This is a genomic window from Brevibacillus sp. WF146 (assembly GCF_001673705.2).
Taxonomy (GTDB): Bacteria; Bacillota; Bacilli; order Brevibacillales; family Brevibacillaceae; genus Brevibacillus; species Brevibacillus thermoruber.
Window position 1 is genome coordinate 3,561,346 of sequence record NZ_CP109943.1, and the last position, 19,237, is coordinate 3,580,582.

The window sequence follows — 19,237 nt, forward strand, 5'->3', positions numbered from 1 at the left end:
ATTCCACCTCCATGATTTGCGTTTTGTTAATTTTATTATTAACATTCAGAACTAACGAAATCATAACATCACAAGTGATCAACAGTCAATGACTTAATCTTCAGAATTTTTGCAATTGACATTTTGGATTTGTTTGATATATTAATTATATATTTAACATTTTTAACATTGGGCTTTTCCATCCGGTCGGTTTGACCGTGGTTATCCTGACTGCAAAGGAGCGAAAAACATGCTGGAAATCGACCACTTATCCGGTAAAGAAGACGCTGCACAGCTTAAACCATACGAACAACTGCTTGAAGAAGCGGAGCAAGTCGTCATTGATGCGATAGCGGAAACGATGGACCTTTATGGCGTCACGCCTTCGATAGGCCGGCTTTACGGAGTTATGTATTTCAGCGAAGAGCCAATGACATTGGACGAGATGAGCAAGAAATTAGGAATGAGCAAGCCCAGGATGAGTACAGGAGTTCACCAGCTTCTGGAGATCTACATGATCCAAAAGGTATGGAAAAAAGGGGAAAGAAAAGATCTGTATGAAGCAGAAAAAGACTTCTTTTCTTCCTTTATCTCGTTTTTCTGCAAGAAATGGGAGCGAGAAATCACTGTAAATCTGGCTGCTATTGACAAATCGATGGAAAAACTGCAAGTGTTACTGAATTTTCCTGACGTGCCAGTTCCCATCCAACAAAAAGCCCGTAAAAACCTTCAGCAGCTTGAAGAGTCCATACAGTATTACCAGTGGCTCAAGAAATTGGTGCACGCTTTCAAAAGTAAGGAGATTTTCACATTGCTGGAAAGCTACGCACCTGAGCAACAAGAGACACCCTGAAGGTTACTGCATTTTGAAAGGAGGAGATCGTAAGAAAAGAAAACAGGTGAACGCGATCGTATGGTTGGCCTCCATATCGCGTTCACCCTCTTAGATGGTCCAATTGAAAGACGCATCTATCACTACTATACCATAACACAGTAGCATAATACATCTGGCAGGATCCCTAAAACTGGAAATCTTTGGACCTATCTGAAAAAAGGCAACCTTTTTCGTTATTGTAAGCGCTTTCATTAGTGCGCCACGAACATCTGCTATTTTTTCAGAAGGAAGTGAAGATGATGAGGGATGTGAATACTGCGGAATCAACCCGAAATGTGGCCGTTGAAGAAACGAGTGGTCAGAACAACGAAAAAAAGCCTTTTTGGACACCACTAAAAACGTCCGTAGCCGGCTTCATCTTGTTTTCAGCGATCACCATAGGGTACTCCTATTATGCAAAGAACGAAATTTACTGGCCCGGATTGTTGATGATGCTTCTGTTGTATTGCGTGTTTTACTACATTGGCGCTAAAGCGATCACCAAACGAAAAGGGAAAACTGACGATATGCTTGTGGCGGGAAGGGCCATGCCTCTTTGGATTTCCATGTTCACCATGACCGCTACCTGGGTTGGCGGAGGTTATATCACCGGAACGGCAGAAAGCGTATACAAATCCGGTTTCGTCTGGACTCAAGCCCCCTGGTGCTACTCGGTCAGCTTGATCATCGGCGGTATTTTCTATGCCCCCAAAATGCGCAGAATGGAATTTATGACCATGCTGGACCCTTTGGAAGCGCGCTTCGGCAAAAAGATGGCGGGCCTCCTGTACATTCCGGCATTGCTAGGTGAATTGTTCTGGAGCGCTGCCATTTTAACGGCACTGGGCACCACATTTGGTGTAATTTTGGGCTTAAGTTTTTCCGTATCGATAATTTTCTCAGCTCTCGTGGCTGTCGCCTACACCGTTGTCGGTGGGCTATGGGCTGTCGCCCACACAGACGTCCTGCAGCTGTCAATTATGTTCTTCGGATTGATATTGGTGCTGCCGTTTGCTTTCTCCCATGTAGGCGGTTTTGAAACTGCTTTTGCCACGTATCAGGCTGGGATGCAAGGCTCAATCGGCCTATTTCCGCCACTGATGGGCTGGACGGACCCTGCTTGGGGCGATTATTACTGGAACTGGTGGGACTACGCTCTACTGCTGATATTTGGCGGTATCCCCTGGCAAAGTTATTTTCAGCGCGTGCTTTCAGCGAAAAATGAAAACGTCGCGATGTGGCTATCCGTTACTGCCGGACTGCTCTGCGCCGTAGCGGCCATCCCGCCCACCCTGATTGGTATCGCCGGGTACAGTGCAGATTGGACATCGTTAGGAACAACTGCTCCGGAAAATAGTTCGATGATTCTGACATATGTATTTAAGTACATGACTCCCGAATTGGTAGGTGCCCTTGCACTGGGCGGATTGGCAGCGGCAGTCATGGCCGCCGTCGCTGCTTCCATGCTGTCCGCCTCTGGGATGGCTGCCTGGAACGTATATCGGCCCTTGGTAAAACCGCAAGCGACTCCTCGCCAACTTCAAGAGATTATCAAGCGCTGTATCATAATCATCGGGGTTGGAGCTACCCTGATCGCCTTAAACGCCAAAAGCGTCTACGCTCTCTGGTACTTGTGCAGTGATTTGGTCTACGTCATATTGTTCCCGCAGCTGACGTGCGCCCTGTTCTTCAAAAAGGCAAACTGGTATGGATCCCTAGCCGGTTTTATTGTGGCTTTTGCCTTGCGAATCGGCGGAGGAGAACCGCTTCTTGGGTTGCCGCCAATCATCCCTTACCCGATGATTCAGGATAACACCGTACTGTTCCCGTTCCGTACGTTTGCTGCTGCAGCAGGTTTTGTCACGATTTTCGTTGTCTCATACCTAACCCAAAAAATCTGCCCTCCCCAAGCGCTTCGAAATCTTCATAAAGAACAAGCGGAAAGCGTTCATACCACCGTTGCGTAAGACTAGAAAACTCGGTTACGCCGAGCCTATGGCGATGGCAAAGCCGTAATTGCAATTACGTCAATAGGATAAAATTTATATATTTCCTATCGACGAACGGAAGAGGCGATCTACAGAATCGCCTCTCTTTTTATGTGAACAGCCGGTTTATTGCTTCCGCCACACAGGAAAGTTCGTCTTCCTGAATGGTGCGCAGATCAAAAATCAACTCGTCTTTTGAGATGCGGGCTATAATGGCAGGGTCACCCATTCGCATCTTCCGTTCGGCTACGTGTGCGGGAAGGTGGTCAGACTGAATCGCGACCGTCCAAGTCGGAAGTTTGACTTCGGGCAGTGTTCCACCCCCGACTTCCGTGACATCTTCTCTGACCGTAACCTTCCACTTGTGACTGTCTATCATGGTTTGCAATTGAATGGCTCTTTCTTTGATTATATGGAGCGGGGAGCAAATGTCTCTCATCGTAGGCAATTCTGTCAGCAATAGCTTTTCATTTTTATACAGGTGAAGCGTTGACTCCAGGGCTGAGAGCGTCAGCTTATCGACTCGCAGAATCCGGGCCAATTGGTTTTTCTTTAGCCGTTCAACCCACTCTTTCCTACCAGCGATAATGCCCGCTTGAGGACCGCCTAGGAGTTTGTCTCCGCTAAAAGAGACCAGATCCGCTCCCTGAGCAATCACTTCCTGAATCAGCGGTTCGTCGCCGATCCCGTATCTCCTTAAATCGTACAGAACACCGCTGCCCAGATCTTCGTAAACGGGAATCCGGTGCTTTTTCCCAAGCGCAACCAGTTCTGACAGGGTAACAGACTTGGTAAAGCCGATCGTGCGAAAGTTGCTGGTATGCACTTTCAATAGTAATCCTGTCCGCTCATTGATTGCTTTTTCATAATCCTTCAGGTGCGTTTTATTGGTCGTTCCCACTTCACGCAAGATGCAACCGCTTTCCTCCATTATCTCTGAAATGCGAAAAGAACCGCCAATCTCCACCAGCTGCCCGCGGGATACCACCACTTCTTTTCCCATGGCCAATTCGCGCAGAATCAAAAATACGGCAGCCGCATTGTTATTGACCACCATAGCCGCCTCTGCACCTGTTATTTCCTTGATCAGCTGCTCGATGTGATCGTGTCGGGAACCACGGCTACCGTTCTCAATGTGGTACTCCAGGTTCGAGTAGCGGGAGGCGACTGTAACGATGTGCTCAACCGCGCTTTTGGCCAAAACCGCCCGTCCCAGGTTGGTATGTAAAATAATCCCTGTGGCATTAATGACTGTCCTGAGATTTCGTTTTTGCTGACGGATAAGACGCCCCTTGATTTCCTCCACCATTTCCTCCAGGTTGTACTCCATCCGCTCCCCTGCACTTATGCGCTGACGCAATTCGTGCAAATAGGATTGGATTTCTTTGGTCAGTTCCGACAGGGAAATGTTTTCATTGGCAATCCAATGAAGCAAAGAAGGATGATTGCTCAACCGGTGGGTAGCCGGAATAGTCCGTAGTTCTAACGTACTCATCATATATCCTCCCTTCCGTTCAGATAAGAGATGAACGCTGAATGTAGCGGTGAATGACTATTCTCTCGTAAACATGACACGTAAAAAACGCGATGGATCACGAGCCCGTCAATCTGCACCACTTGTACCCGATTCTGTTGGAGGGCACGATCAACGGCTAACGACGAAATCACGGAGGCACCCATTCCTGCTTCGACCGCAGCAATCACGGCATCCGTACTTCCCATTTGCCCGACGACCTTGAACCGGCTGACGTCATATCCCCATTTGCTCACTTCTCGTTCCCACGCTTTGCGCGTATCGGATTGCGGTTCTCTTACTACCCACTCCAGCTGAAACAGGTCAGAAAAGGTTGTGATTCTTGCGTTCCCATCGTAATCGGCCGGTACAATAACCACGAGCTGATCCGCAAAAACGGGAAAAGAGACAAAATCAGATCGGTTTTCTGGTTCTCCCGTGATGCATAGATCCACTTTCCGCTCCTGCAGCCATCTCGTCACTTCATGGCTTCCAGAGATGCACGTTTCAATCAAAATATCGGGGTATGCGATTCGGAAGCTTCGAATCAGTTTTGGCAAAAGATATTGGGAGGGAATCGTACTTGCTCCCACGATCATTTTTCCTTCCAGTTTGTGACCCAGCATCCTCCGTTCCAGTTCATCCCATGCGTGCAAGATTACTTGGGCTTGCGTGTACACGTTCTCCCCTTGCGTGGTAACCTGCACTCCATCCGCACTTCTGACGATCAACCGCATCTTGAAGTGCTCTTCAAGGGCTTGGATCCGCTGCGTGATCGCCGGCTGGGACACCTTAAGCAGTGTAGCCGCTTCTTTGTAGCTCCTCGTTTGTACTACTTTTACAAACGCCCGCAGATGGTTTAAATTCACTCAGCCGCCTCCTTTATGGCGTACATAAGAGAACCTACCACACGTCATAATGAAAACTTATATTTTTATTATAAGCAAGTTTGTTCTAAATGTAAATAATTTTAAAAATTTTCTTAATTATTTTCACGAAACGATTCCGATTATTTGCAAGATTCTGTATAATAATTTAAGTCAAGCCAATATTTAAGGAGGGACTATTTCTATGCAACCAAGTGTTGTGCAATCATCGTCCATCAATCGCAAGTGGACAGGTATTATCCTTTTTCTTATCGTGACGGCGGCTGGTCTGTTTTGGGCCAAATGGCAACCATATTTTCAAAAAGTGTTTGTTGTCGCGGAAAGTCACTCCATCGGAAAATCCATTTTGACCGGCTCAGCGGCCATTATCCCCGCTCCTTCTTGGCAAGCGGCCTGGGGGTATTCCGTCTCCTACTTTCTCGCCATTTGGAAAGCCATGCTGGTGGCCACCGTCTTGGCTTCTCTCGTGCAGGTGCTCATCCCCCGCGATTGGATTCAACGCGTGCTCGGGAAGTCCGGATTCGTCAGCACTTTTAGAGGTGGTCTACTCTCATTGCCTGGAATGATGTGTACCTGCTGTGCTGCCCCGATCGTCGTCGGTTTGCGGAAGTGCTCCAGTTCCGTCGGCGCTGCCGCTGCTTTTTGGTTTGGCAATACGGCCCTGAATCCGGCGGTTCTTATCTTTATGTTTTTCGTGCTGGGCTGGGAGTTTACATTGCTGCGCTTCGTTCTGGCTCTCGTCCTGGTGTTCGGTGTGAGTTACTTGGCGAATCGTTTGGCTCACAATGAAACAGTCACGGTAGATGAGGAGTTTTTTGCCGGGGCACAATCGGCGAATCCCGTGGTAGGACAGAGTTTTTTTACCAAATGGCTGCACACATTTGGCAAACTGCTGTTCAGCATTTCACCATTGTATATTGTGACCGTATTGCTGCTGGGCGCGGTCCGCGCCTGGTTATTCCCTGCTGTTGGAGTGGAGATGGCAAACAGCTTCTGGTTGATCGTAGGGATGGCGATTGCCGGCACACTGTTTGTTATCCCAACGGCAGCGGAGATTCCCATCATGCAGGCGATGATCGCCATGGGACTTGGGAACGGTCCGGCTGCCGCTTTGATGATTACATTACCGGTGATCAGCCTACCGTCGATCCTGATCGTCAGAAAAGCCTTTCCCCGGAAAGTATTGGCGTTCCTTGTAGGAAGTGTCGTCGTTCTTGGCATTGTTTCAGGATTGATCGGGACACTTCTGTAAACGAAAGAAGTAGGAGGATGGAAGAACTCCATCCTCTTTTTACGTGGTCAACTGCCAAACCCGTCCTTCCTCCACTCGTTTCGTCAGGTTTTGCCGATCCAGAGATTCCAAAAACGGAATCAGGTATTTTCGAGAAAGCCCCAGAATATCTTTGGCGTGGGCGGGCGTAAAAATTTCTCCTGGTCCACATTCACCGCGTAATTTTTCCACTCCTTTGGACCATTCTCTTCGGTCGATGTAGAGATCTTCCTCCAGGTAAACGATTTCCTCTCGGTACAACAGGAAAGCTTTGATATCTCCGGAAAGCTCCTCGGAGATTGCATGTTTCTTCATGAGTGCGCTCCAGGAAGGTGGCGTGAAGCCGCTTAGCAGCAGTTCCGAGAGAGCTTTCTTGATGGTTTCTGCCTGGTTATTCGGAAAAGAAGGGGAAAATCCCGTAAGATAGAGGAAGTTGTTTTCCTCCTGCAAGTGTCCGCGTTGTTTTACCTGCTCAACGATCTCTCGCCACAATCTGTCCGGAACCCGTTTAAAATAGGTACTTTTCAACAGTGCCTTGTCCATCCCGATCCGAAGTGGATAACGCTGATGATAGGCGGCAAGTTGATTGATGATCACCTGCATCCATTTTTCCAACGTGGAGTGCAAGATCAAAAAGAAGCCGCTTTCCTTGTCTGCTTGAAGCTCTCGCCCAATTGCCATTACTTCCTTGATGGCATCTTGCAGGAGGGTCCGCAGTTCTTTATGGCTGATAGCGAAGTGGTGCAATATCTCGCTTGCCGTGGCGAATTCCGCCTGATCCAAAAATTGCATCAGCTGTTCCGTCATGCTGCCTTCTGCCTTACGTGCAAGCCGCTGAACCGTCTCGATGCCAAAACGGTGACGGTCGGCATAAGAATCTATCACCTGTCCTCCACCTATGGTGGTCATTGGAGAAAGTCGTCGCAGCACAAACGGCTCCCCTTTTTTGGCGATGATCGGTTCCTCCAATTGGAGCTGACAGAAAGCTTCCTCTCCCGGTTCCAATACATTGCGGTCAAAAAACACGATCTTTCCGATCACCTCGGACGTTCCTATGTGCAAACGAACGCTGGACCGCTGTTTGATGGAACCGGGAGCGTTTTTCAACATGGACAGTCGAATGTCAATCCGTTGGCTCTCCCGAAACGCTTTCGGTGTGATCAATGCCATTCCCCTGTAAACGTAATCGGTATTCTCACCTGTAATGTTTACCGCGACTCGTTGCCCTGCGAACGCTTTGTCCACCTGCTTGCCGTGAACATGCAGCCTCCGGACGCGCGTTTTGGCCCCGCCGGGAAGCAGCTCGAGAATGTCTCCTTCCGAAATCGTCCCTTCATACAAAGTACCGGTGACGACTGTGCCGGCCCCTTTGATCTTGAACACGCGGTCGATCGGCAGCCGAGCCGGAGCATCATACTTGCGCGGCTCTACGGCTGAGAGCTGCTGTTCGATGGTGGACCGCAGCCGCTCGATTCCTTCCCCTGTCCTGGCGCTTACAGCAACAACCGGTGCTTCAGCAAGAAAAGAATCTTGTGCCCATTCTGCAACCTCTTCCCGTACCATCTCAAGCCACTCTTTATCCACCGTATCAATTTTGGTTAGGGCTATGACACCTTTGCCAATGCCTAGAAAGCGAAGGATATCGACGTGTTCCCTAGTTTGCGGCATAATCCCCTCATCCGCGGCAATCACCAAAAGAACAAGGTCAATTCCTACGCTTCCAGCGATCATCTGCCGAATAAAACGCTCATGGCCGGGAACATCAACCACACCGATTACTGCTCCGTTTGGTAGAACCAAGGGGGCAAAGCCCAGTTCGATGGAGATTCCGCGTTCTTTTTCTTCTTTCAACCGGTCTGTATCCACCCCGGTCAGTTTTTTTGTCAGCGTTGTTTTCCCGTGGTCAATATGACCGGCAACACCGATTGTATAAGGATACATGACTTCCTTCCGATCCATGGTGAAACATCTCCTCCCTTCGCAGAGCTGCATCAACTATATAACTTCATTTCAATATTACTAAATATATAGAATATTTTAAATATAGAAAGGAATTCCCTTATAATTAAGGACACTCTTGGTTTTTCTCAGTCCAACAAGCTTGGGCCGATCCCGGATGGAATCGGCCCTTTGAGCTTTAACAAGCTTATTTCATGTCGCTGATTTCCTGTTTGATTTTGGCAATGAACGCATCCACCGGAAGCGCACCTTCGTCGCCTACGCCGCGTTTGCGGACGGACAGGGTGCCCTCCGCCACTTCTTTTTCCCCGATGACCAGCATGTACGGGATCTTTTGCACCTGGGCCTCGCGGATTTTGTAGCCGATTTTTTCGTTGCGGGCGTCCAGTTCCACACGGATGCCGGCCTGTTCCATTTTCGCTTTTACCTCTTCGGCGTACGGCACGTGCGCGTCGCTGATCGTCATCAGACGCACCTGAACCGGCGACAGCCAGGTCGGGAATGCGCCCGCGTAGTGCTCGATCAGGATGCCGATGAAGCGCTCCATGGAACCGTACATGGCGCGGTGCAGCACGACCGGACGGTGCTTCTCGTTGTCCTGGCCGATGTAGGACAGGTCAAACTTCTCCGGCATCTGGAAGTCAAGCTGGATGGTGCCGCACTGATGGCGCCGTTTCAGCGCGTCCGTGATCTGGAAGTCGATCTTCGGTCCGTAGAACGCGCCGTCCCCTTCCTTGATCTCATACGGCATGCCGGATTCCTCCAGCACTTTTTTCAGCGAGCTTTCCGCGATCTCCCACAGTTCGTCGGAGCCCATCGAATCCTCCGGACGGGTGGAGAGCGCCACGCTGTACTCGAAGCCGAACACCTTGTAGATGCGGTCGATCAACTGAATCATGCTTTTGATCTCGCTCTCGATCTGATCCGGACGAACGAAGACGTGCGCGTCGTCCTGGCAGAACGTCCGCACCCGCAGCATCCCGTTCAGCGCACCGGAAAACTCGTGGCGGTGCACCTGGCCGAACTCGGAGTAGCGGATCGGCAGGTCGCGGTAGGAGTGGATCTTGTTTTTGTAAATCAGCATGTGGCCCGGACAGTTCATCGGCTTCAGCGCGTAGGTGGTGTTGTCCACCTCGGAGAAGTACATGTTCTCGTGGTAGTGGTCCCAGTGGCCGGATTGCAGCCAGAGGCGCTGGTTCATGATGAACGGCGTACGCACCTCGGTGTAGTGGGCCAACTGCTGCAGGCGGCGGGAGAACTGCTCCAGCTCGTTGCGGACGGTAAAGCCCTTCGGCAGGTAGAACGGCATGCCCGGCGCCTCTTCGGAGAACATGAACAGCTCCAACTCTTTGCCCAGCTTGCGGTGATCGCGCTTTTTCGCCTCTTCGATGAAGTGCAGGTATTCGTCCAGCTCCGCCTTTTTCGGCCACGCGGTGCCGTAGACGCGCTGCAGCACCTGGTTTTCCGCTTTGCCGCGCCAGTACGCGCCGGCCACGCTCATCAGCTTGAACGCCTTGATGTAGCCGGTGGACGGCAGGTGCGGCCCGCGGCACAGGTCAAAGAACTCGCCCTGCTCGTAGATGGTGATCACAGCGTCTTCCGGCAGGTCGCGAATCAGTTCCAGTTTCAGATGGTCGTTGATTCCCTGAAAGATGTGAATCGCTTCTTCGCGGCTGACCACCTTGCGGCGAATCGGCAGGTCTTCCTTGATGATCTTTTCCATCTCGGCTTCAATTTTGCCCAGATCGTCGGGGGTGAGCGTTACCGGGATGTCCATGTCGTAATAAAAGCCGTCTTCAATGACGGGACCGATCCCCAGCTTCACCTCTTTCCCGTAGAGGCGCTTGACGGCCTGCGCCAGCAGGTGGGCGGTGCTGTGGCGGTACACTTCCAAGCCTTCCGGGCTGTCCAGCGTCACGATCTCGATCGCTGCGTCTTCCTGCACCGGCGTGTACAAATCCACCACCTTGCCGTTCAGCTTGCCGGCGACGGCCTTTTTCTTCAGGCTCGCGCTGATGGAGCCCGCGATGTCCTCGATGGTGATGCCGGATTCGTATTGGCGTACGGCCCCATCCGGGAACGTAATGTTGACTTGTGCCACGATCCATACGTCCTTTCTGCATAAAATAATGGGATTGGAAAAAATAAAAACACCCATCCCCAAAGGGACGAGTGTTTCTTACCCGTGGTACCACCCTCATTTGATTCGGCCGGAGCAATTGCCGTCGGGACGTCCTCCCGACCCATCCTCCATGCGAACGAAAGCCGAATCCTTCCTTGCCATAACGGTATGCCCGGCGAGCCGATACTGGAAGCACGTGGCTTCGTTCCCGGCCGCTACTCGAAGGGGGTGGAGCGATACGCGTCCGCAGCGGGCTTCCAGCCAGCGGCCCGCCTCTCTGGAGCGACGTGGATATCGTCCATGTCCTTCTCATCGTATTTCAACACATCTGTAGTTGTTGTCTGTCATTATAGTGGAGTTGGCTTGTGTCCGTCAAGTGCGCGTCTGCCCGCCAGGCAAAGCGGACAGGAATGGCACGTCATCACCTTGCCGTCAAAGATGCTGTGGATCGTCTGGATCAAGGCGGGCCTGTCCTGTACCAGATGCAGCACGACGCGCTCCGGAGCGAGCGTCACCAGCGCGCTCACCAGGTAGTCCTCTTCGCGGCTGTTCTGCTCGCCGATGCTGAAGACGGCATCGAGCTGTTCCAGCCGCAGCCGTTGGCCGTGCTTGTCATAGAGGAGGAACGGTTTGTCCACACTAGGAACGACGTGAACCACTTCCTGTTTGGTCTCCTGCGCGGCGATAAAGTACCGCAGCAGATCGACAAATTCCTGGTACTGCTTGTCTTCCAGATAATCGTCCAGACCAGTTTCCACCATTTCAAACAGTTCGTTCCAATGCTCCTGCAGACGGAAGCGGACGAAGCCGAGCACATTCAGCTCCCGCTCCTCTTCCAGAAAGGCGAACACTTTGCGGTAGACGGCCGCCTTGCGGGCAGTAGCCTGGAGCAGATCCGTGCCGCCTTCTTCCTGGTCTTGACAGATCCGCTGCACATAGGGAAGGATGAATGGCCACTCCTCTTCCAGCGCTTCCGCTTCCAGCAGGTCGGCGGCGATCTCCTCCAGCACTTCCGGCTCCTTGACCCGGAGGACCCATTCGGCCACCGCCAGGGAAACAAACGCCCGGGCCCACTCGATCGTCTCCGCGTTGTACTCCTCGGCGGACCAGCTTCGAAAGTGGAACAAGCGGTACTCGCCCTGCTCCCGTTCCCTGTATGTAATGCGCACCGGCTCCGTGTTGACCCGCTCCTTCAGCTCGGTCACGATGGAGCGAAAGGCGTCACAATGCGCAGGGACATTTTCCAGCCACACGGCAAAACTCTGCATATCCATCCCCCCATCCGCAGTGTAGTTACAGTATATGTCCCGCCTGGGGCGATATACTTTTAAACGGATGGAAACAGGGGGAAGGCTCGCTTGATCGAGTAGGAGGGGGCGACTAACCTCCGTCCTCTCACACCACCGTACATACCGTCCGGTATACGGCGGTTCATCAAGCTTGACGAAGTGCGAAATATCGCTGCACCAAACTCATGAGCCCTTGTTGTTGCCAGTAGGTAATACCAAGGGCTTTGTGAATGTGCGGAGATTTGGTTGTTCGCCATGCACCCTTGCGGGTATTTGCAATCTCCAGTGCTTTGCTGTGGGGAAGACCGAGGGAACGAAGTTCGCGGTATCGCGTACGGATTCGTTTCCATTGCGTCCACAGGCAGAGACGGAGCCTTCGGCGAATCCATTCCTCAATCCGCAGGAGGTGGGTTTTCGCCTCAGCCAACGCAAAATATCCGATCCATCCCATGAGGTATTGGTTGAGTTTTTGAATTCGCTCCTGTATAGGGATGCTCCAATGCGGGTTGGTCAGTTGGCGAATTCGTTCTTTTAACCGGATGATCGATTTGGGATGCAGGCGTATCCGTGCCTCTTTTCCCGGAGCAAAGCTAAAGCCGAGGAACTTTCGATTGCACGGCCGATCTACCGCACTTTTCTGTTGGTTTATCTTGAGTTTGAGCACCCTGGTCAAGTATCGCTCCACGCTCGCCTTTACCCGTTCCCCCGCGCGTTTGGTGCGGACATAGATGTTGCAGTCGTCCGCATAGCGGCAGAAACGGTGTCCCCTCCTTTCCAGTTCCTTGTCCAAGTCGTCCAGCAGAATGTTGGCCAACAACGGACTCAGGGGGCCACCTTGCGGTGTACCCTCTTCCGTTGAGACGCACACTCCGTTGACCATAACTCCGGATTGCAGGTAAGCGCGGATTAGTTTAAGGAGACGCTTGTCCTTCACCTTGCGGGCTACCCGGCTCATCAGGATGTCATGGTTGACCCGGTCGAAGAACTTCTCCAGGTCGATGTCGACCACATACCGGAATCCTTCCTTGATGTACTGTTGCGCTCTCTGCACAGCATTGTGAGCGCGGCGACCCGGGCGGAATCCGAGGCTTGAATCGGAGAATTCTGGGTCAAAGATGGGAGTCAATACCTGCAGGATGGCCTGCTGGATGAAGCGATCTACCACGGTAGGGATGCCTAGCAACCGTATTCCCCCGTCAGGTTTCGGGATTTCGACCCTGCGAACAGGAGTCGGTTTGTAGGTTCCCGTCTCGATTTGCGACCGGATGGTCGCCCAGTGCAGGCGAAGGTAGTCGCGCAGTTGTTCAGTTGAAACACCGTCGACTCCCGCAGCGCCTTTGTTGGCTTCCACTCGTTTGAGGGCGGCCGTGAGGTTGTCCCGAGACAGAACCTTCTCCAGCAGATCCATAACGATACTCCTTCCTCCGCGCACATGTCGCCAAGCTTGCCGTACGATGCTCAGCCCTTCTCTGTACCCTCGGGGCTTCACCCCTACTCTCCAGAGGAAGTTCCAGTTCTGAATTCTGCTTCGACACACCGTATCGAAAGAGGTTGGGACATATGCTGACTTGATGTTCGGCCCTTCCCCCTCAGGCGTCCCCGATTGGGGTACTATGGCCTCTGCTGACTTCTGCATGTTCAACGCCCCCTCACGGAGGCGGTTGCCAACGATAGTAGGCGTACCATGCAGACCTCCCCGGGTAAGAGCGGTAGCCTTCGTCCCATGTACCTGCCCAATTTACTGTTGTACCCTTTGGCTGTATGGGGCTTCACCTTGTGCGGCAGGCTCGCCCAAGTACAACAGCCTCAAATCGGGTTCGTGTACCTCAGGTCGGGACTTTGCCGCCGGCTTCCTTCAGATTCCGCCTCGCGGCGGACACCCTTGCCTTAGGCTAACGGTTGGTACAGCCAACCCCCGTTCGGGACTTTCACCCTATAGCTACCGCCCATGCCGGGCGCACCGCAAAAAAACACGAAGCCGTTGCGGCTCCGTGTTTTTTGTCCGATCGGTCAATTCTGCATGACAAAGTCGCGCTCCGCCATCTCCCCTTCGCGGAAGACGCGCAGGATTTCGTAGCGCGTATTGCGCTGCGCGGGGATCTTGCCCGCCTCGCGGATGAGCTGCAGGATCAGGTTGGTGTTCACCTTGTAGGTGCATGCGGCGGCGGAAACGACGTTCTCCTCCATCATGGTCGAGCCGAAGTCGTTGCAGCCGTAAGAGAGCGTCAGCTTGCCGATCTCCGGTCCCATCGTCACCCAGGACGACTGGAAGTTCGCGATGTTGTCCAGCATCAGGCGGCTGATCGCCAGCGTCTTCAGGTATTCCTCCGGGGTGTTGTTGACCGCCTTCATGTTGGTGTTTTCCGGCTGGAACGTCCAGACGATAAAGGCCGTGAAGCCCTTGGTTTCGTCCTGCGCCTCGCGGATGCGCATCAGCGAGAGCACGCGTTCTTCCATCTCCTCGCCAAAGCCGATCACCATCGTCGCCGTACCCGGCAGGCCGACACGGTGGGCCGCCTTTTGCGTCTCGATCCACTCTTTCCAGGAACCCTTCAGGCGGGAAATCTTGCGCCGCGTGCGGTCGTCCAGGATCTCGCCGCCCGCTCCCGGCAGCGAGTCGAGGCCGGCTTCCTTCAACTGCCTCAGCACTTCTTCCACAGGCAGGCCGGACACCTGCGCCATTTTTTGCACTTCCGCGGTGGAAAACGAGTGCATCGTGATCTGCGGGAAGCGCTTTTTGATGTTTCGCAGCAGATCCAGGTAGTACTCAAACGGCAGGTCCGGGTTGGTGCCGCCCTGCATCAGGATTTCCGTGCCGCCCACGTCCACCGTCTCCTGAATTTTTTGGTAGATCACTTCGTTGGGCAGCACGTACCCTTCCTTGGAACCCGGCGGCCGGTAAAAGGCACAGAACCGGCAGTAGGTGTCGCACACGTTGGTGTAGTTGATATTGCGCCCGATGACAAACGTGGTGATCGGCTCCGGATGCCACTTCTTCATGACCAGGTCGGCGTAGTGGCCCATTTTTTCAATCTCGTCGCTCGCAAACAGGGCGAGGCCGTCTTCCAGGCCGAGGCGTTCGCCGGCGAGCGCCCGCTCCAAAATCTTATCGATCAAAAGGATCACTCCTTCTACACTGCGTCCACGATTCATGGTAACACAAAAAAGCAACCCTGCCTATTGGCAAGGTGTTGCCGGTCAGTATCAAGTCAATGTGGGCCGTTATTGTAGCCCCATGAAAAAATGGAACGCGGAACAACCCCTGCCTCGTTACAGGCAATTGGCAAAATGGCGAATTGTCAATTTTATATTATAATTGTATTACACATATGCCGTATGGAAAGTGGGGTGGCATCCATACGAAAAAAAACTGTGCTCACGTTCCTTCTTTTGTGCGCTGTTTTCATTTCTCCGTTCCAGGCGATTGGGAATGTGGAGGAAAAAAACGGCACGAAGGTCATAAAAGTTGCGGGAGACAACAACTTTCCCCCTTTCGAGTTTTTGCAAAACGGCACTTATCAAGGGTTTAACGTCGACATTTTAAACAGTGTCTCTATTGAAACGGGAGTTACCTTCGAATTTCATCCCATGCCGTGGGAAGAGGCACTGAAAGCTTTGGAAAACGGACAGGTGGACGCGATTCAAGGGATGAAGTACAGCCGCGAACGAGCAAAGCTCTATGAATTCTCCGAACCGTATTTCACCAGTGCCCAGGGGATTTTTGTCCGCAAACAGAACTACACCATCTTCTCCCCGCGCGATTTGGCTGGCCACAAGGTATCCGTGCAGCGCGGCGACATAAGTGGAGAAGTGCTTCGACACGTGAACAAGGCACACATGATCAAGGTGGAGAACCAGGCAGAAGCGTTACGGCTGCTTCTGGATGGTGAAGTTGACGCGTTCGTTGGCAATCAAATAACCGGTCAATACGTTTTGCAGCACAGCGACAGATACGATGAGATCAAAATCGTCGGCGACCCCATTGACCCGACCGATTACGGCTTGGCGGTGCTGAAGAAAAACAAAGAACTGCTGGAGACGATCAACGAGGGAATTCGCCAGATCAAGCGCAACGGCACCTATAAAAAAATCGAGAGAAAGTGGTTTGGCGAATACATTTATCCGCACTATTTTCTGCTTGAGGAAATGCTGACGTACATCCTCACCGGGGCCGTTATCCTGTTTGGCATCTTGCTCATGATATTGTGGTGGAACTTCGCACTGAAGAGAGAATTGCGAAAGCGCATCGACGATTACCAAAAAACGATGGACGAGTTGGCCCGAAAGGACAGGCTGCAGTCACTGGGTCAGTTGGTGGCCGGCATCGCCCACGAAATCCGCAATCCCATTACGACCATCCTGTCCTATTCACAAATGCTTCCGCAAAAGTATGATAACCGCGAGTATCGCGAGTTCTTCTCTGAACACGTTGCGGAAGAAGTGCGGCGACTTAACCGGCTTATCAACGACTTGTTGGATTTTGCTCGCCAAAGACCGCCTGAGCGCACCGCGTTCAATCTGCTCGATCTGGTGCAAGCGGTTCATTTGTATTTCCATCCTTTGATCAAAGAGAAAGCGATACGGGTTCATCTGGATGTTCCGCCGTCGCTCTACCTGTGGGCCGATCCACAGCAGATCAAACAAGTCATGATCAATGTATTCAAAAACGCGATAGACGCCATGAACGGCGGAGGGTCACTTGCCATTTCCGCCAAGCGGAATGGAGAATTCGTCGAGGTTACCATCGCAGATTCCGGCGAAGGTATCAATTCGGATGACTTGAGCAAGGTGTTTGAACCGTTTTTTTCCAGAAAACCCGGCGGCGTCGGGCTGGGTCTGTCGATTTGTTATCAGTTGATCGAGGAGAACTCCGGATCCATCAATATACAAAGCAAAAAAGGTGAGGGCACCTCTGTTCTGCTCAAAATACCTTCGGCGGGTGAGAACACATCATGATGACGAACAAACCGAACGTCCTGATCCTTGACGATGAAAGCACAATCTGCAAATCTCTGTCATTTGTTCTCGAAGACGACTACCAGGTGTACACAGCCACAGATCCGGAAGAGGCGTATGTACTGGTAACGCGGGTAACATTTGCCTTCGCCCTGATCGATCTTCGGCTGGGGATTCACGATGGGATCGACGTTTTGAAGAGAGTGAAACAACTATCGCCGAAAACCGTCGTGATGATCATGACCGCTTACGGCAGCATTCCGTCAGCCTTACAGGCGATGAGAAGCGGCGCGTTTACTTACATCAGCAAACCGATCGACATGGAAGAGCTGAAAGTGCTCGCAGCCAAAGCACTGGAACAGTACCAGCTGCAACACCGGGTAGAGTGGCTAAACGAAGAAATTCAAAAGGTATACGACGTTCACGGATTGATCGGGCAGAGCGTGCCGATGCGGCAGGTGTTTTCCCTTATCGAGAAAGTAAAAAACATCGATTCCAATGTGTTAATTACGGGAGAAAGCGGCACAGGAAAAGAACTGGTTGCCCGTGCGATCCATTTTTCCGGAACGCGCCGGGAAAAAGGCTTTTACGCCATCAACTGTGCCGCCATCCCCGCCCATTTGATGGAGTCCGAATTGTTCGGCTATGAAAAGGGGGCGTTTACCGGCGCCACCTCGCGTAAACCGGGAATCATCGAACTGGCTGAGGGGGGGACGCTGTTTTTGGACGAGATTGGCGAACTTGACCTGGCGCTGCAAAGCAAGCTTCTGAGGGTGATTCAGGAGAAAAAAGTGACTCCAGTGGGTGGACAGCAGGAAAAGTCTGTGGATGTACGAATTATTTGCGCTACCAACAAAGACCTGAAAAAAGAGGTGCAAAACGGATCCTTTCGCGAAGATTTGTACTACAGGCTGAACGTCATCCAGATCACGATGCCGCCTCTTCGGGAGCGAAGGGAAGACATTCCGCTGCTCGTCCGCCACTTAATCCAAAAGTTCAACAAAAAAATGTCCAAGCAAATCAAGGAAATCGCACCGGACGCATTGGAATTGTTGCTGAGTTATTCGTATCCGGGAAACGTCCGGGAATTGCAGAACATTATCGAACGGTCGATTGCCCTGTCCGACTCCGATACCATAACGGTAAAGGATTTACCCAGCGATTTGCGCGAGGAGACGTCTTACGCGGTTGACGACAACAAACTGATCCCGGTGTTCGTCGGCGAAACCATGGAACAAGTGGAACGAAAAGTGATTATGGCGACGCTTCAGGCGATGGATGGGAACCGCCGCAGGACAGCCGATGTGCTCGGCATCGGCGAACGAACCCTGCGTGACAAACTGAAAAAGTACAGGAAAGAGTAAAGCACATGGGGGTAAGCCCGTGTGCTTTTTTTCGACAACTATCGGCAGATTCCGCCGCATAGGCAGAATTCGCCGCCATGCGAGTCGCTTTCCCCCTTGTTTTTCTCCATAAAGGACTTGGCACGGTTGTTGCTATCTACAACTTAGCGAACACCAAATAAGAACATGGGGGGATCAAGTATGATGAAAGCAGTCAAACAGTGGATGGTGACACTGGCGCTCGGTGCGCTCGCCGTGATGACGGCAGCTTGTGGGAGCGCAACGCAAACAGCAGGAGGCGGCGAAGCTAACGGAAGTGCCGCCCAGGACGAGGTTCTGCAGAAAATCGCCCAAACGAAAACGCTTACGGTAGGAACCGACGCTACGTTTAAACCGTTTGAATACAAAACCGGCGATAAATACGAGGGGTTTGACATCGATTTAATTCAGGCCGTCGCCAAAGAATTGGGTGCGGACAAGGTCGAGTTTGTCGACACCGAATTTAAAGGATTAATTCCCGGGCTTCAGGCCAAGAAGTTCGACATGATCGTATCCGCTATGTACATCACGGATGAACGCAAAAAAACGATTGATTTCTCCGATTCGTATTTTCCCGGCGGCCTCGCCATTATGGTGAAAAAAGACAACGACTCGATCAAGGGAATCGAGGATCTGAAAGGGAAAAAAGTGTCCGTTCAAATTGGCACCAAGTCGGTGAAGTACCTGGAAGAAAACTATAAAGATATTGAATTGGTAAAAGTGGAGAAAAACACGGAAATGTTCCTGGAACTGGAGACCGGCAAAGTAGATGCGGTCGTCACCGGTTTCCCGGCGGCAAAAGCGTATGCCAAGGAAAACGGAATCGTTAAGGTGCTGGATAAAACACTGACGGAAGAGTTTTACGGATACGGTATCCGTAAAGAGAACTCCGCATTTACAAAAGCGGTCAACGAGGCGTTGAAAAAAGTAAAAGAAAGCGGCGTGTATGACCAAATCGTGAAAAAGTGGTTTGAATAAAACGAAACGGGTGTGAACGTCTATTCACACCCTTTCTCCG

Annotated in this window: 13 protein-coding genes; 6 read left to right on the forward strand and 7 right to left on the reverse strand. The window is 51.8% G+C overall.

Annotated elements, in window-relative coordinates; genetic code table 11:
- Positions 1-229 precede the first annotated feature (229 nt).
- Both cudC and A6764_RS17640 read left to right on the forward strand, forming a co-directional pair.
- Positions 230-832, forward strand: a complete 603-nt coding sequence (gene cudC / locus A6764_RS17635) for a choline uptake/conversion transcriptional regulator CudC (RefSeq protein WP_065068017.1) — start codon at positions 230-232, stop codon at positions 830-832.
- Positions 833-1,113: 281 nt separating this feature from the next.
- The gene (locus A6764_RS17640; RefSeq protein ID WP_065068016.1) at positions 1,114-2,820 is read left to right on the forward strand and encodes a high affinity choline transporter 1; all 1,707 of its coding nucleotides are present in this window, start codon (positions 1,114-1,116) and stop codon (positions 2,818-2,820) included.
- A gap of 130 nt (positions 2,821-2,950) precedes the next feature.
- Here the strand turns inward: A6764_RS17640 and selA are convergent, their stop codons facing one another.
- Together selA and A6764_RS17650 are read right to left on the reverse strand one after the other, a co-directional pair.
- Complete coding sequence (gene selA, locus A6764_RS17645; protein ID WP_065068015.1) at positions 2,951-4,336, reverse strand: L-seryl-tRNA(Sec) selenium transferase; 1,386 nt, start codon at positions 4,334-4,336, stop codon at positions 2,951-2,953.
- On the reverse strand, positions 4,336-5,223 hold the full coding sequence (locus tag A6764_RS17650; protein ID WP_065068014.1) for a selenium metabolism-associated LysR family transcriptional regulator: 888 nt from the start codon (positions 5,221-5,223) through the stop codon (positions 4,336-4,338). The genes selA and A6764_RS17650 overlap by 1 nt, the downstream gene beginning before the upstream one ends.
- A 202-nt stretch (positions 5,224-5,425) precedes the next feature.
- On the opposite strand from A6764_RS17650, the gene A6764_RS17655 reads away from it, so the two are divergent.
- Positions 5,426-6,493, forward strand: coding sequence for a permease (locus A6764_RS17655; protein ID WP_065068013.1), 1,068 nt, complete (start codon positions 5,426-5,428; stop codon positions 6,491-6,493).
- Positions 6,494-6,532: 39 nt separating this feature from the next.
- Here the strand turns inward: A6764_RS17655 and selB are convergent, their stop codons facing one another.
- The 5 genes from selB to mqnC form a co-directional block, all read right to left on the reverse strand.
- The gene (gene selB, locus A6764_RS17660; protein ID WP_176703353.1) at positions 6,533-8,470 is read right to left on the reverse strand and encodes a selenocysteine-specific translation elongation factor; all 1,938 of its coding nucleotides are present in this window, start codon (positions 8,468-8,470) and stop codon (positions 6,533-6,535) included.
- Positions 8,471-8,657: 187 nt separating this feature from the next.
- Entirely contained in the window at positions 8,658-10,571 is a 1,914-nt protein-coding gene (thrS, locus tag A6764_RS17665; RefSeq protein ID WP_035300975.1) for a threonine--tRNA ligase, read from the reverse strand.
- A 368-nt stretch (positions 10,572-10,939) separates the two neighbouring features.
- Positions 10,940-11,860: a putative sporulation protein YtxC gene (ytxC, locus tag A6764_RS17670; protein ID WP_065068012.1), complete on the reverse strand. Its 921-nt coding sequence runs from the start codon at positions 11,858-11,860 to the stop codon at positions 10,940-10,942.
- Positions 11,861-12,026: 166 nt separating this feature from the next.
- A complete protein-coding gene (gene ltrA / locus A6764_RS17675) occupies positions 12,027-13,289 on the reverse strand; it encodes a group II intron reverse transcriptase/maturase (RefSeq protein ID WP_264622304.1) in 1,263 nt (420 codons plus the stop codon).
- 602 nt (positions 13,290-13,891) lie between these two features.
- On the reverse strand, positions 13,892-14,998 hold the full coding sequence (mqnC, locus tag A6764_RS17680) for a cyclic dehypoxanthinyl futalosine synthase (protein ID WP_065068010.1): 1,107 nt from the start codon (positions 14,996-14,998) through the stop codon (positions 13,892-13,894).
- Between the two features lie 315 nt (positions 14,999-15,313).
- On the opposite strand from mqnC, the gene A6764_RS17685 reads away from it, so the two are divergent.
- The 3 genes from A6764_RS17685 (at position 15,314) to A6764_RS17695 (ending at position 19,197) form a co-directional block, all read left to right on the forward strand.
- The gene (locus A6764_RS17685) at positions 15,314-16,837 is read left to right on the forward strand and encodes a transporter substrate-binding domain-containing protein (RefSeq protein ID WP_065068009.1); all 1,524 of its coding nucleotides are present in this window, start codon (positions 15,314-15,316) and stop codon (positions 16,835-16,837) included.
- Positions 16,834-18,201 (forward strand): sigma-54-dependent transcriptional regulator, encoded by a 1,368-nt coding sequence (locus tag A6764_RS17690; RefSeq protein ID WP_255309760.1) that lies wholly within the window; start codon positions 16,834-16,836, stop codon positions 18,199-18,201. The genes A6764_RS17685 and A6764_RS17690 overlap by 4 nt, the downstream gene beginning before the upstream one ends.
- Before the next feature lie 180 nt (positions 18,202-18,381).
- Positions 18,382-19,197: a transporter substrate-binding domain-containing protein gene (locus A6764_RS17695; RefSeq protein WP_065068008.1), complete on the forward strand. Its 816-nt coding sequence runs from the start codon at positions 18,382-18,384 to the stop codon at positions 19,195-19,197.
- The last annotated feature ends 40 nt before the right edge of the window (positions 19,198-19,237 follow it).